This window comes from Xanthocytophaga flava (assembly GCF_030068545.1).
In the GTDB taxonomy this organism is placed as follows: Bacteria; Bacteroidota; Bacteroidia; order Cytophagales; family 172606-1; genus Xanthocytophaga; species Xanthocytophaga flava.
Genome location: NZ_JASJOR010000015.1, coordinates 144578 through 157844, shown reverse-complemented (window position 1 = coordinate 157844; position 13267 = coordinate 144578). Strand labels below are relative to the sequence as shown.

The 13267-nt window shown below is 38.9% G+C and carries 15 protein-coding genes; 11 read left to right on the top strand and 4 right to left on the bottom strand.

The features are described 5' to 3' along the window. Positions 1-35: 35 nt before the first annotated feature. The 4 genes from trxB (at position 36) to arsN2 (ending at position 3696) form a co-directional block, all read left to right on the top strand. Entirely contained in the window at positions 36-983 is a 948-nt protein-coding gene (trxB, locus tag QNI15_RS21625; protein WP_314001003.1) for a thioredoxin-disulfide reductase, read from the top strand. Positions 984-1051: 68 nt separating this feature from the next. Continuing rightward, entirely contained in the window at positions 1052-1681 is a 630-nt protein-coding gene (locus QNI15_RS21620) for a protein-tyrosine-phosphatase (RefSeq protein WP_314033451.1), read from the top strand. 122 nt (positions 1682-1803) lie between these two features. Further along, a complete protein-coding gene (locus tag QNI15_RS21615; protein WP_314033450.1) occupies positions 1804-2676 on the top strand; it encodes an arsenite methyltransferase in 873 nt (290 codons plus the stop codon). Positions 2677-2751: 75 nt separating this feature from the next. Next, complete coding sequence (arsN2, locus tag QNI15_RS21610) at positions 2752-3696, top strand: arsenic resistance N-acetyltransferase ArsN2 (protein ID WP_314033449.1); 945 nt, start codon at positions 2752-2754, stop codon at positions 3694-3696. Here arsN2 and QNI15_RS21605 read toward each other — a convergent pair. Both QNI15_RS21605 and QNI15_RS21600 read right to left on the bottom strand, forming a co-directional pair. Then, complete coding sequence (locus tag QNI15_RS21605; RefSeq protein WP_314033448.1) at positions 3671-4492, bottom strand: hypothetical protein; 822 nt, start codon at positions 4490-4492, stop codon at positions 3671-3673. The genes arsN2 and QNI15_RS21605 overlap by 26 nt on opposite strands. Before the next feature lie 69 nt (positions 4493-4561). Further along, entirely contained in the window at positions 4562-4990 is a 429-nt protein-coding gene (locus QNI15_RS21600) for a hypothetical protein (RefSeq protein ID WP_314033447.1), read from the bottom strand. Positions 4991-5264: 274 nt separating this feature from the next. Between QNI15_RS21600 and QNI15_RS21595 the strand changes: the two genes are divergently transcribed. Next, the gene (locus QNI15_RS21595; protein WP_314033446.1) at positions 5265-5618 is read left to right on the top strand and encodes a hypothetical protein; all 354 of its coding nucleotides are present in this window, start codon (positions 5265-5267) and stop codon (positions 5616-5618) included. Positions 5619-5632: 14 nt separating this feature from the next. Next, the gene (locus QNI15_RS21590) at positions 5633-5992 is read left to right on the top strand and encodes a hypothetical protein (RefSeq protein ID WP_314033445.1); all 360 of its coding nucleotides are present in this window, start codon (positions 5633-5635) and stop codon (positions 5990-5992) included. A gap of 84 nt (positions 5993-6076) precedes the next feature. On the opposite strand, the gene QNI15_RS21585 is transcribed toward QNI15_RS21590, so the two are convergent. Then, positions 6077-7138: a DUF6340 family protein gene (locus QNI15_RS21585; RefSeq protein ID WP_314033444.1), complete on the bottom strand. Its 1062-nt coding sequence runs from the start codon at positions 7136-7138 to the stop codon at positions 6077-6079. Positions 7139-7977: 839 nt separating this feature from the next. Between QNI15_RS21585 and QNI15_RS21580 the strand changes: the two genes are divergently transcribed. The 5 genes from QNI15_RS21580 (at position 7978) to QNI15_RS21560 (ending at position 12249) form a co-directional block, all read left to right on the top strand. Then, positions 7978-8622 carry a Crp/Fnr family transcriptional regulator gene (locus QNI15_RS21580; RefSeq protein ID WP_314033443.1) on the top strand — a complete coding sequence of 215 codons (645 nt, stop codon included), beginning with the start codon at positions 7978-7980 and terminating at the stop codon, positions 8620-8622. An 87-nt stretch (positions 8623-8709) separates the two neighbouring features. Further along, the gene (locus QNI15_RS21575; RefSeq protein ID WP_314033442.1) at positions 8710-9513 is read left to right on the top strand and encodes a sulfite exporter TauE/SafE family protein; all 804 of its coding nucleotides are present in this window, start codon (positions 8710-8712) and stop codon (positions 9511-9513) included. A gap of 99 nt (positions 9514-9612) precedes the next feature. After that, the gene (locus tag QNI15_RS21570) at positions 9613-11034 is read left to right on the top strand and encodes an MBL fold metallo-hydrolase (protein WP_314033441.1); all 1422 of its coding nucleotides are present in this window, start codon (positions 9613-9615) and stop codon (positions 11032-11034) included. Between the two features lie 68 nt (positions 11035-11102). Further along, a complete protein-coding gene (locus QNI15_RS21565; protein WP_314033440.1) occupies positions 11103-11672 on the top strand; it encodes a YeeE/YedE family protein in 570 nt (189 codons plus the stop codon). Positions 11673-11706: 34 nt separating this feature from the next. Then, the gene (locus tag QNI15_RS21560; RefSeq protein WP_314033439.1) at positions 11707-12249 is read left to right on the top strand and encodes a DUF6691 family protein; all 543 of its coding nucleotides are present in this window, start codon (positions 11707-11709) and stop codon (positions 12247-12249) included. Between the two features lie 398 nt (positions 12250-12647). On the opposite strand, the gene QNI15_RS21555 is transcribed toward QNI15_RS21560, so the two are convergent. Further along, the gene (locus QNI15_RS21555) at positions 12648-13235 is read right to left on the bottom strand and encodes a Crp/Fnr family transcriptional regulator (RefSeq protein WP_314033438.1); all 588 of its coding nucleotides are present in this window, start codon (positions 13233-13235) and stop codon (positions 12648-12650) included. Positions 13236-13267: the final 32 nt, after the last annotated feature.

The following is a 13267-nucleotide window of genomic DNA, read 5'->3' as shown; positions in this document are numbered from 1 at the left end:
AATATATATACTAAGTATCCTTATCTTTTAAGAAAATGGAACATATTCAAACTATAATTATCGGGGCTGGTCCTGCTGGATATACGGCTGCTATTTATGCTGCAAGAGCTAATCTCAAACCTGTCATGTATGTAGGTTTACAACCAGGTGGACAACTAACTACTACTAATGATGTAGAAAACTTTCCTGGGTTTCCGGATGGTATTGAAGGTCCGGAGATGATGGAGCTATTTCGTAAACAAGCCGAACGCTTTGGGACAGACATTCGCTATGGTGTGGTCACAAAAGTAGATTTTAGTTCAACACCTCATCGCTTAACTATTGATGATACAACAGACATAACAGCTGATACAGTAATTATTGCTACTGGAGCAACTGCCAAATGGCTGGGTTTACCTTCTGAGCAAAAGCTGAATGGTTTTGGAGTTTCTGCCTGTGCTGTATGTGATGGTTTCTTTTACAGAGGCAAAGAAGTGGCAATTGTAGGAGCTGGAGATACTGCCTGTGAAGAAGCCTTGTATCTGGCAAAGTTATGTACGAAGGTGCATATGCTGGTTCGTAAAGAAACTATGCGGGCATCCAAAATTATGCAGGAACGCGTGAAGGCTACTGCCAATATTGAAGTGCACTGGAATACAGAAACAGAAGAGATTTTAGGTGATAATGTAGTAACAGGTGTAAAAGTAAAAAACAATCAGACAGGTGAATATAGTGAAATACCTGTAGATGGATTTTTTGTGGCTATTGGTCATCAACCTAATACCTCTTTGTTTAAGGGGCAATTAGATATGGACGAAGCCGATTATCTGGTTACTAAACCTGGATCTACCAAGACAAATATACCAGGAGTTTTTGCCTGTGGAGATGTACAGGATCGTCAATTCCGTCAGGCTATCACTGCTGCCGGAACAGGGTGTATGGCGGCTCTGGAAGCTGAACGTTTTCTGATTGCGCTTGAAACGCCTGTAGTTGTTACTATTTAATTATATACACACATACAATCCCGAATTTCTGTAGAAGCAGAGATTCGGGATTTTTAGTTTTTGTACCTATGACTAAATTATTTACTTCTCTTCAACTATATGTCAATGAGCTAGTGCAGGAGTTCGACCAGATTCCTGCTAAACGTAAAGGATTGCTCTTACATCTGACATATTACATTCAGTCTTGTATAAATCAGCGGAAAGAAGTGGCACTCACCTTTATCTGCACACATAACTCCCGCAGAAGCCACCTTTCACAGATATGGGCACAGACAGCAGCTTGTTATTATGCCGTTCTAAATGTAAGCACATATTCTGGAGGGACAGAAGCTACTGCATTTAATCCAAGAGCTGTGAAAGCTATAAAAAAAGCTGGTTTTCAGGTAGAAGCAGAGGATGATACCGATAATCCTGTATATCTGGTTCGGTTTGCAGCAGATCAAACGCCTATAAAGGCATTTTCAAAGATCTATGACCAGGGAGGTAATCCTGTCAGACACTTTGGAGCGGTAATGACCTGTACGCATGCTGATGAAAATTGTCCCTATATTCCAGAAGCTACCCGTATCTCCCTGCCATTTGATGATCCCAAGGCTTTTGATGATACACCTCTTGAAGAGACTAAGTACGAGGAACGAACACGTCAGATAGGACGGGAAATCTTCTTTGCCTTTAGTCTGGTGAAGGTATCTGAATAATTGTAAAAAATATTTCTCAAAGTTTGCATCTTTTGGAAGATGACCCCGTCATGAATGTGATTTTACTGATTAAGCATTCATTATATCAATTTTAGTATCGTTCATCTAATCTAATTATGTGTATGGAAACTTTGATTAACAATGGCAGCAGTACTTCTACATCAGAAGTGTTAAAACAATTGGTTCGGGATAAATATACCCAGATAGCAGATCAGTCAAAAGAAGCCAATGAGACTTCCTGTTGTGGAGTGGGATGCGGATGTTCTACCATCGATAGCGCTATCATGGCTGAGAACTACCAGCAACTGGAAGGATATGTGGCTGATGCTGATTTAGGATTAGGGTGTGGATTACCTACTGAATATGCCCATATTAAAGAAGGAGATACCGTTGTTGATTTAGGAAGTGGAGCTGGAAACGATGCTTTTGTAGCCCGTTCTCTTGTAGGAGAAAAAGGTAAAGTGCTAGGGATTGACTTTACAGAACGTATGATAGAAAAAGCGCGTGAAAATGCTGAAAAGCTAGGCTTCAATAATGTGGAATTTCGTCAGGGTGATATTGAAAAGATGCCTCTATCGGCAAATGTAGCAGATGTAGTGGTGAGCAACTGTGTATTAAATCTGGTTCCCAATAAGTTAAAGGCATTTGCGGAGACACTGAGAATACTCAAACCAGGTGGTCATTTCTCTGTATCAGACATTGTACTGGAAGGGAACCTGCCTGAGGGTCTACAGAAGGATGCCGAAATGTATGCTGGGTGTGTGTCTGGTGCAATTCAAAAAGAAGATTACATGCAATTGATTGAGATTGTCGGATTTAAAAACGTACAGATTCAAAAACAAAGACGGATAAATATTCCTGTCGAAATATTGCAGCAATACTTGTCTTCTTCTGAATTGGAGGCCTATACAACCGGGCAAAAAGGAATCTTTAGCATTACTGTATACGGAGAGAAGCCCGTGCCTTGTTGTGAACCTGGCTCTGGTTGTTGTTAAGTGTCTTACGTCTGGTTGCCTATAAAACAGGCAGTCAGACGTAGTTTGTTCACATCCTGTTAACTACATATTCCCATGACATTTTCCATCCGAACTCTCGTATCTGAAGATTTGCCTGTTGTTAGGGAAATCTACCAACAAGGCATTGATACACATATAGCAACTTTTGAAATACACGCACCTGATGTAGAAACCCTTGATAAGAAGTTTTTACCTGTATGCAGATTAGTAGCTGAGTGGGATAATAAAGTGGTTGGATGGGCAATGCTTTCAGCTGTGTCAACACGAGATGTATATGCAGGTGTTGCAGAAGTAAGTATTTATATTAGTCCTATCTATAGAGGAAAAGGAATTGGTAAGGCACTAGTACAACAACTGATTAAAGAAAGTGAACAGCATGGATTCTGGACACTTCAGGCTGGCATATTTGCTATCAATAAATCCAGCATTGTTCTTCACGAAAAAGCAGGTTTCCGTATGGTAGGCTATCGGGAAAAAATCGGACAGTTGTATGGACAGTGGTATGATACTGTGTTGCTGGAACGAAGAAGCCATGTAGTCGAATATACTTCAGATGATAGCATACTAGAAATAAAGCGGATTGAATCAGGCGATTTGGAGAATATAACTCAGTTGCTTACGGATGCTCATCTTCCAATCAGTGATCTTCCATCCGGATTGCCTCATTTCTTTAAAGCGATTCCTGATAAAGGTGGTCAGATAGCCGGAATCGTAGGTCTGGAATTATATGGACCCTATGCACTACTTCGTTCTCTGGTGGTAGATTCGTCATTCACAAATAAAAAAATAGGCTACCAGTTAGTACAGCATGCCCAGAAGTATGCAAGTGAACAAGGGGTAAAAGAATTATATCTGATCACCAATACAGCCGAAGGTTATTTTGAAAGACTAGGATATAACCGGGTTGAGAGAAATGTGGTTCCAAAGGAGATTCAGGAGACACAACAGTTTCAAGGTGTGTGCCCCAGTAGTGCTACTGTGATGTATTATCGACTTTAGTTGATGTTCTATTTAGATCTACCCATATTGTATCAAGTTCTGCTTCCTGATTACGTTGTATAATTCTTATTTTACCCTTTCTTCTTTGGATGATAAATCCTTTAAAGCTTTTGAGATCGCGTTCTGCGTTCTGATAGGTTGTATCATGGGATACATCATCGATTTCTTTATCCACGAGACCAAAAAGTCCATAGTTGTTCTTTACTTCTGGTAAATCGGGCAACTGCCAATCCCAGATACCAAAAGTATACAGTTCTTCCCATTTTCCGTTTTGGTATGTCATAATTACATAGGTATTTATGTTAGACCAATCAGCCCAGTTTACTACATATGATAGTTCATCTGTACCATCCTGATTCAGGTCTCCTTCATTTCGGGCAAAAGCAACTCCCAACAATTGCCCACCTGAAGCAATCTCTAAAGTATCAATTTGTGAATCAGAACAGGTAAAAAAAGACACAGGATTCTTTTGTATGGTTAAAGCAACCAATTGATCATAGTCTTTTAATCCCTGATAAAATTTGTTAGTCTCCTGATGAGTGATTCCATTGATAAAATGTTCCTTAAGTACTTCTTTATATCCGTCTCCATTGAAATCTCCTTGTATATGGAATCGATACCCAAATACTGGTTTTACAGAATCGGAAATAGAGTTTAGTGTCTTGGCAGTTAAGTCTTGCCTTGCTGGTTCTTTTTTATGGGTTGTATCTTTTTGAGATTCAGTATGTTCTGTACTGGTATGACATGATGGTAATACTATGCAGAATAATATAAAGAATAGAAATATGTTTAGCATAAGTCACTGAGTAGTATTTTGTTATTCAAATACTGGAGGTGTCAGAAATATTCATCTATCTTACAGTCCTTAAACAATGGTCTGTCTTAGATTTAACCAGTATCGTATAGTCCTAATCTTGTTTGGGTCAAGTTTTAGTGCGTCATGCTCTTCAAGTACCTCTTGTAGTTTAGGTAAGCCATAATTGATTTGTAACCAGATAGGTAGCTGCTCAACACTCACATTCCATTCTTTAGTTGTACGTGTCAATACTTCTTTGAGGTCTTTATGAGTTTTTGGGTTTATTTCTTCTAAAACTTTTCCGGCAAACTCCTGGGCCAAGAAGTTATTGGTGTTTTCAAAGATCCTTATTATTCCTTCTACAATAATTTCCTGGTCTTTTATAAGCAGTAAGATTTTGATGAATTGTCTTATTCTAAGGTCGCCAAAGTTTTGGGCTTTTTCTGATGAAATCAGAATTTCATTTTCTATATCTTCCGGTGTTTGTGGAAATTTCATTGATTAAAATAGAAGATGAGTTAGCAAAATAATAAATTTACTGTACTGTTTCTTTGCAAAAGACTCATACATGTTAAACGGTATTTCTTTTAAATTAAAAGATCATAGAGTTGATAAGATCCTTCAAAAAGAAGGATATCAACTTGCAGAATGTGAAATATTCTATAGCCCTATTCAATCAACTTTAAATTATCTGGCTTTAGGCTTTCTTATACTATTACCTTTATCGATATTCTTGTTAATAAAAATAGACATGTACTGGCACTATCTCTGTATGTATTTCTTACTAGGGTATGTAGTATGCGGATATCTAAACAATACATTTGTATTTACTACTGACAAACTTTTGGTTATCAATCCTAACTTTCCTTTCACCAAAGTTGTGACCTATAAGCTGAATCAGATTGAGAATATAGAGATATATCGATCATTATGTATACAGGGAATTGGCTGGATATTCTTTCAGTCTGGCAATTATGTAACAATAACTATTGGTGGAGATAGATTCCGATATTACTGTGGGTCTTTATGTGTAGATACGTTTGATGAAGATATAACCGAAAAGACAATGGATGATTTTCATTATGCTTTGAAAGAGAGAAATATCTCTGTCCAATTCAGATTATAAGAATACATAACAACATGGATGAAAACTTTGAGACTACAGAAGAGGTTGTTTCTTATCTGTTAACTAATTATACCAACTTGATGACACTGAGCGAAAATGCCGCTTGGCGTAATTTTTCACTCGATCCTAGGCTAAAAGCCTATCAGCCAACAGGATCTCTCTATATAGATAGAATTGAGGCATTGAGAATCAATGTACCGCAGGTTACTGCATTAATGAAAGATGGTTATGATACTTTCATTCAAAACTGGATCAAGCGAATATTGAACGAGGATCTGGACAAAATTCATTTTAATTGTTGTATCCAATGTGGGGCATTGGCACGAACTCCCTTGGCACAACAATGTCGGTTTTGTGGGTATGACTGGCATTAGTTGGTACTATATTTTGTAAGTGCGAAAGCCACCTTCTAGTAAGTTTAGGTGGCTTTTGTGTAGATAGAATAGGTATAGATCTTCTTATTGCTGGCTATCAGCGGTCTGACGTCGTTCTATTTCCTGTACATGTGCTTTTCTTTGTTTGAGTACATTCAGATAACGTAGCGCTAAACGGTTTTTGTAGTCTGTATAGGCTCTCCCTGCCCATTCTATTGCCTGATCCAGATTGCCATTGATTTCGCTACTGATCGCCATGTTGTAACAGGCTCTGCCTGCTACTTTGTTTTTGGGATGTTGAGTTTCTCTTTCCCACAGTTCTGCTGCTCCTGCCCAGTTACCAGTTTGTGCTCTGCGTTTGCCTACTTTAAATGAGTCGGTACCCCGTACATAATATTCGCGCCATACCCGGATTTGGTAAGGAAGTAAACTAGTGGCATATACCTGACCAATCTGGTAACTGGTTTGTTTCACAGCTTCTTTTCGCTCCAGCAGTGCTGTTGCAGCTGCTACAGGATTAATGCCCTTACCCACACTGGTCATTTGCCTTGACATAGGATGCTGGTCAATGATCACTTTATTTTGTGGGTCATAGATGCGCCACCCTGTTTTTATGGAAGTAAGCATAGTCGCCTGATGTTCAACAGCTGGAATTTTTACTCCCAGTGGGCCATTTAAGGTGATAGGTGTAGCAGAATAATTGATCTTGGAGTTGGTGTCAAAAAACTCCAGTACAAACAATGCATCCAGTTGATTTTCCTGGCATATCTGAGAGACAGTTTCCCATGCTAAAGGAGCAGGAAATACATCCATGCCTGGTCCTGTGAGTTCAGGTTTATCCAATTGCTTCACTAAAAGAAATCGGTTGTTTTTCTCCAGATCAGCTGCTAATCCACGAATGCTTTCTTTCGCCCCTTCCTTATCTAGTCTGGCTCCTTCTATAGACAAGACCTGATCTACCTTATCAATGGCTCTGGTTTGCTCTGATGGCTGAGTACGACCAATGATACCTACTTTCTTCAAATGAGGAGGCATCCAGATAGGAGCAGGTTCATTTACGTTCAAAGTTAATCCATTGGTAGATCTGCAAGCTATCCATGCTGGAATACATGCAAGTAAAATAAGGGCTCTAAATACGGTTTTCATAGCTTTTATTGATCTCATACAATACTGTCCTACAATAAGAACATGGATACACTATCTCTATAGAAGAGACACAAACATAAGTATTCTACAGAGTCTATATTGTAATAAGGGAAAGGCTAAATTACAGAGGTATGATTTTGATGGGTAATGTATTTGTACTTAACTGTATATCAGGAGATATGATTGTTACTTTATTACAATGTGCTAATTAGGTGAGTGGCATGATAAAGCACTACTTCTTTTACCACATCCGAAATAAATAGGGTACTGACTGTAGAGGTGAAGTGGACTGTTCCCAAAACTGCTCCCCAAGCTAATTTACCTCGATTCGTAACTATCAGAAAAATGATAGAAAAGAGTGATTATCAAAGTTCTGATAATTATTTGCAACCATCAGAACTTTGATACTAATAAAGCTTCATCCGTTTTCTGATAGTAGCGAACAATTACTGGATTTCTGATCATCAGTATAGGCAGATAAATTTTTATCCAATATCAATTCGTTCATTGTTTTATCAGAAGTCTGATAAAGAAGCTGTTTAAACAAATTAGTAAAGGCTACAAAGGCATCTTTTGGGCTGCGCCTTCACCTATTTTTCGGCCCATAGCCGCTGGCTATGCCCCTTCAAAATACGCTCGTCTCGCTCCAAAATCTACTCTTTTTGCTTCTTTAAAATTTGTTTAAACAGCTTCAAACGTAAAATATCTATCAGATTTCTGATCTGTTCTACATCCTGAATTTTATTTTGATATTATTGTTATACTATTTATCTCCATTATTTTTAGTGAAATAAGCAGAGAAACAACATCTAATATCTCACACCACCGCGTATAGATAAATGTCATTATCTTCTACAGAAACACAGTTAATGCAGCAACAGTTTACAGGAGTATTTGAAGCACAACTTCTACAGGAATTATCTCAGGTAGGAAAGTTTATGGAGGTAGAAGCTGGTACAGTGTTGATGCATGCAGGAGGATATATTCGTTCTGTTCCTATTTTACTTAGTGGTTCAATTAAGATTCTTCGGTCAGATGCGGATGGACGAGAAGCGTTGTTATATTATCTGGGGGCAAAAGATTCTTGTGCTATGTCATTAACATGCTGTCTGAATCATAAACAGAGTGAAATTACCGCTATCGTAGACGAAAAATCCAAGCTAATATTGGTCCCTATTGACAAAATAGAAGAATGGATGGGGAAATACAGATCCTGGAAACAATATGTTTTTAGTACGTATCAGCAGCGTTTTGATGATTTATTAGTGGCTATTGATCAGATTGCTTTTCATAAATTGGATGAACGATTATTGCTACTTCTAAAAAGAAAGTCAGAACAATACAATTGCCAGGTATTTAATGTGACGCATGAAGAGCTTGGGAACGAACTTGCTACTTCCCGAGAAGTAATCTCCCGATTACTTAAACAGCTGGAAAAGATGGGTAAAGTAAAGCTGGCTCGTAATCGAATAGAACTTTTGTAAAAAAGAAGCGCCTTTGTAACATATATCACTGAACCGGAATCTAAGCCAGTCTACTTTTGTGCTATTAACTTTCTTTTGTACAAAAGTATGCAAATCACAGATGTTTTTGGTTTCTTATCTTCTATACTAATAGGTGTCAGTCTTGGATTGATTGGGGGAGGAGGTAGTATACTTACGCTTCCTGTGCTGGTATACCTGCTTCATATCAATCCTGTTCTTTCTACTTCCTATACTCTATTTGTTGTTGGCATTACATCACTGATTGGGTCGTTGAACTACATGCGACGTTCTCTGGTCGATTACAGAGCTGCTGTGATTTTTGCTGTCCCCTCATTTCTAACTGTCTGGCTTACCCGTCACTATCTTCTGCCTCTGGTTCCTGACGTATTATTTGAAATCTCAGGATTTAGTGTGTCTAAGGATCTGACGATTATGCTGCTGTTTGCTTTGGTTATGTTGCTGGCATCTGTATCCATGATCAGGGGCCGTAAAGCGATGGTAACAGAATCTATACAAGTGTCCTTTAATTATCCATTGATTGGATTATATGGTGTTGCCATCGGTATACTTACGGGAATAGTAGGTGCTGGAGGTGGATTTCTGATCATTCCGGCTTTGGTGTTATTTGCACATCTTCCTATGAAAATGGCAGTAGGAACTTCATTGCTCATCATTGCTGCTAACTCTCTGATAGGATTTGCCAGTAACGTAGCAGCTATCTCTATTAACTGGCCCTTTCTGTTTGAATTTACGGCTCTTTCTGTAGTGGGTATCTTTGTAGGTTCCTATATGTCCAGATTCATTGCCGGAGAAAAATTAAAAAGAACCTTTGGATGGTTTGTATTGATCATGGGGGTTTATATTCTTTCCAAAGAATTGATTTTTAGATAATTTTATAAATAAAGCTTCTGTGTAACATATATCACTGACAGAGTCTATAGTAAATCTTAATTTTATATCCAATACATCGAATACTATAAATATAAAAATATGCTAATCGAACAAATCTATACAGGATGTTTAGCTCAGGGGGCCTACTACATCGAAAGCAAGGGAGAAGCGGCTGTAATTGATCCCTTGCGGGAAGTACAACCTTATCTGCAACGAGCTAAACGGAATGGATCAACAATCAAATATATTTTTGAAACCCACTTTCATGCAGACTTCGTTTCTGGTCACCTGGACTTAGCCAAACAAACCGGAGCCTCTATCATTTATGGACCCAATGCCAATCCTGCTTTTGAAGCCATCATTGCACAAGATAATCAGCAGTTTCAACTCGGAGAACTCACCATTCGGGTACTGCACACTCCTGGACATACCCTGGAATCGAGCTGTTTTCTGTTGATTGATTCACAAGGCAACTATCAGGCAATCTTTACCGGAGATACGCTTTTTATTGGTGATGTAGGTCGTCCCGATCTGGCTCAAAAATCAAGTTTGACAATGGAAGATCTGGCAGGGTATCTGCACGATTCATTGCATACCAAACTGATGCCTTTACCTGATGAAGTGATTGTCTATCCAGCCCATGGAGCAGGCAGTGCCTGTGGTAAGAATATGAGCAAGGAAACGTCTGATACGCTGGGACATCAGAAACAAATCAACTATGCCCTGAAAGCCACTAGCAAAGAACAGTTTATCAAAGAGGTAACCGATGGACTTTTGCCTCCTCCTTACTATTTTCCTCAGAATGTACAGCTTAACAAACAAGGATATGAAAGTGTAGAAAAGGTGGTATCACGAGGGTTGACTCCGCTGAATGCGGATACTTTTGAGCTGGTAGTCAACGAACAACATGCCTTAATTCTTGATACTCGAAAGCCTCAGGTATTTAAAGACGGTTTTATTCCCAATTCGATCAACATTGGCATTGACGGCGATTTTGCCCCCTGGGTAGGAACACTGATCACTGACATCAACCAACCCATTGTGCTGATAACGGAAACAGGCAGAGAAGAAGAAGTAGTTACCCGTTTGTCCAGAGTAGGCTATGATCATACCTTGGGTTATTTGCAGGGAGGAATACAGGCATGGAAACAAGCGGGAAAAGAAATTGATCAGATTGAATCAATCTCTGCTGATGAGTTTGCTTCCCGCTTTCAGAAGGGTAACTTACAAGGCGATACTTTACAGGTAAAAGATGTACGTAAGCAAAGTGAGTATGAAGCAGAACATATGGAAGGGGCTGAGAATGTGCCTTTGGCGTATCTGAGTGAGCATATGGGTGAATTTTCCAAAACAGAACCTACCTATATTCATTGTGCAGGAGGGTATCGGTCTATGATTGCTGCTTCGATTCTCAAAGCCAGAGGATATGACAATATTATTGATGTAGCGGGGGGATTTAAAGCCATTGCACAAACCAACATATCTAAAACAGAGTACGTGTGTCCCTCCACATTGAAATAACAAATCAGAATAGCGCAAAGCATAAGTAAATAATAAACATCTTACTTAACCAAAATTTTGTTTTTAGTATGTTAGAATTGATTCGCCACCCCTGGCATTGGTCCATTGCTGGTTTTTTGATTGGACTCACTGTACCTGCCTTACTACTGATTGGCAATAAGTCTTTTGGGATTTCTTCTTCGTTGCGACATATCTGTGCGGCGTGTATACCAGCAAACATTCCTTTTTTTAAATATGACTGGAAAAAAGAAGTCTGGAATTTGTTTTTTGTGGCCGGAATCTTGATTGGTGGATTTATAGGTAACTACTTTTTATCTAACCCAGATGCCATTGTAATTTCCCCGAATACACAGGAGACTTTACAACAATTAGGAGTGAAAGATTTTTCAGGGCTGATGCCTGTAGATATTTTCAGTTTTGATAATCTATTGACAGCGAAGGGTCTGGTGTTTTTTGTAATCGGAGGATTTATGGTAGGATTTGGAACACGCTACGCAGGAGGTTGTACATCCGGACATGCAATAATGGGTCTGTCCAATTTACAATGGCCATCACTGATAGCGACCATCTCCTTTATGGTGGGTGGCTTTGCTATGACTCAGCTTTTGTTGCCATATATCATGAATTGGGTAAACTAAATAGATCCTCTCTTACAACTTTGTATAGCAAATTATGGAAAAGTCAGTAAAAATACCTCACGCAGATGAGTTTGTAATTCTTCCTGAGAAAGGAGAAAAAGTATATGTCAATCCTCATCCTGTAGAATGTGAAGCGCCTAATGAACAGGTGAAAAAAGAAACTATTTTCTCTAATCTGAAATATCTTATTGTTGGAGCTATCTTCGGAATTGTCTTTGTGAAAGCAGAGATTGTTTCCTGGTTCCGTATTCAGGAAATGTTTCGTCTGAACTCCTTTCATATGTATGGGGTGATAGGTACAGCAGTGGTAACAGGTATGTTATCTGTCCTGCTAATCAAGCGGTTAAATATAAAAACTTTGCAGGGAGAGAAAGTACAATTTCATCCAAAGACATTTAATAAGGGACAAATTTTTGGCGGATTGATATTTGGTTTGGGTTGGGCTATTACAGGAGCTTGTCCCGGGCCATTGTTTGCTCAGATTGGGGCAGGTTTTGGTGTTGTGATTATAACATTACTCAGTGCTATTGCTGGTACGTGGGTATATGGTTTACTTCGTGAAAAACTTCCTCACTAATAGTAAAAGCCATTACATTTACTATACAATGGAGCAACACTTGCAACAAATAATGCAACGAGCTGCCAGTCTTTTGTATTGGCCGGCATGGGGATTTTTGTCATTGCACTACGTATTAGTATATGGGTTGGAACCTTGCTTCTACATGTAAAGGAAGGTAGTAGATTAATTGCAAAGGAACATCTGCATTCACCAGATAGTTTGAAGCAAGACAATATTTATGTGAAAATACCTTGCATGGCCGGAAACTGAATAAAACCAGTGTCTTAGCTTTGGACAAACCGTTCCTTCGGGTGTAGTTGAAGTAATCCTTAAGCAGGAGCAAGGATGGGCTTACCTGAAAGGTGGTTTATAATAGCATTTTGTATAATCTATGTGCTGATTTACTATAACTATCCTTACTTGTTTTGCTTCAACAAATCATTCCGCATTTTGCTTAAAAACTCAGGAGTAACTCCAATATAGGAGGCAATATATTTCTGCGGAATATGATTGATCAGGGTTGGATACCGCTTGCAAAAACGTAGGTAACGATCCTGAGCTGTCATACTGAGATTTTCCAGCGTCCGTTCCTGGTAGCTGACAAGCGATTTTTCTGTGATGATTCGAAAGAATCGTTCAAACTGAGGTATCTGAATGTATAACTTTTCCTGATCTGCTTTGCTTAACAAAAGGACCTCTGTTTCTTCAATAGCATCAATAGTAATATGCCCTGGTTGTCCACTGATAAGGCTATACATATCTGCTATCCACCAGTCAGGAGGAGCAAAGTTAAGAATGTGTTCAAATCCATTGAAATCCGTAGTATAGCCACGCATACAACCACTGAGCACAAAAGTCGAGTGTTTACAAACCTCTCCCCGATACAAGTGAATTTGTTTTCTCTTAAGTTTCAGTGGCTGAAGCAAACTCATGAAATGTGCCTGCTCATCTGCTTCCAGATGGATGTGTTTAGCTATATTATTTAGGATAAGTTCGTTATACATATTCTTTTGTACGGTGATTGCCTGCAGGACCC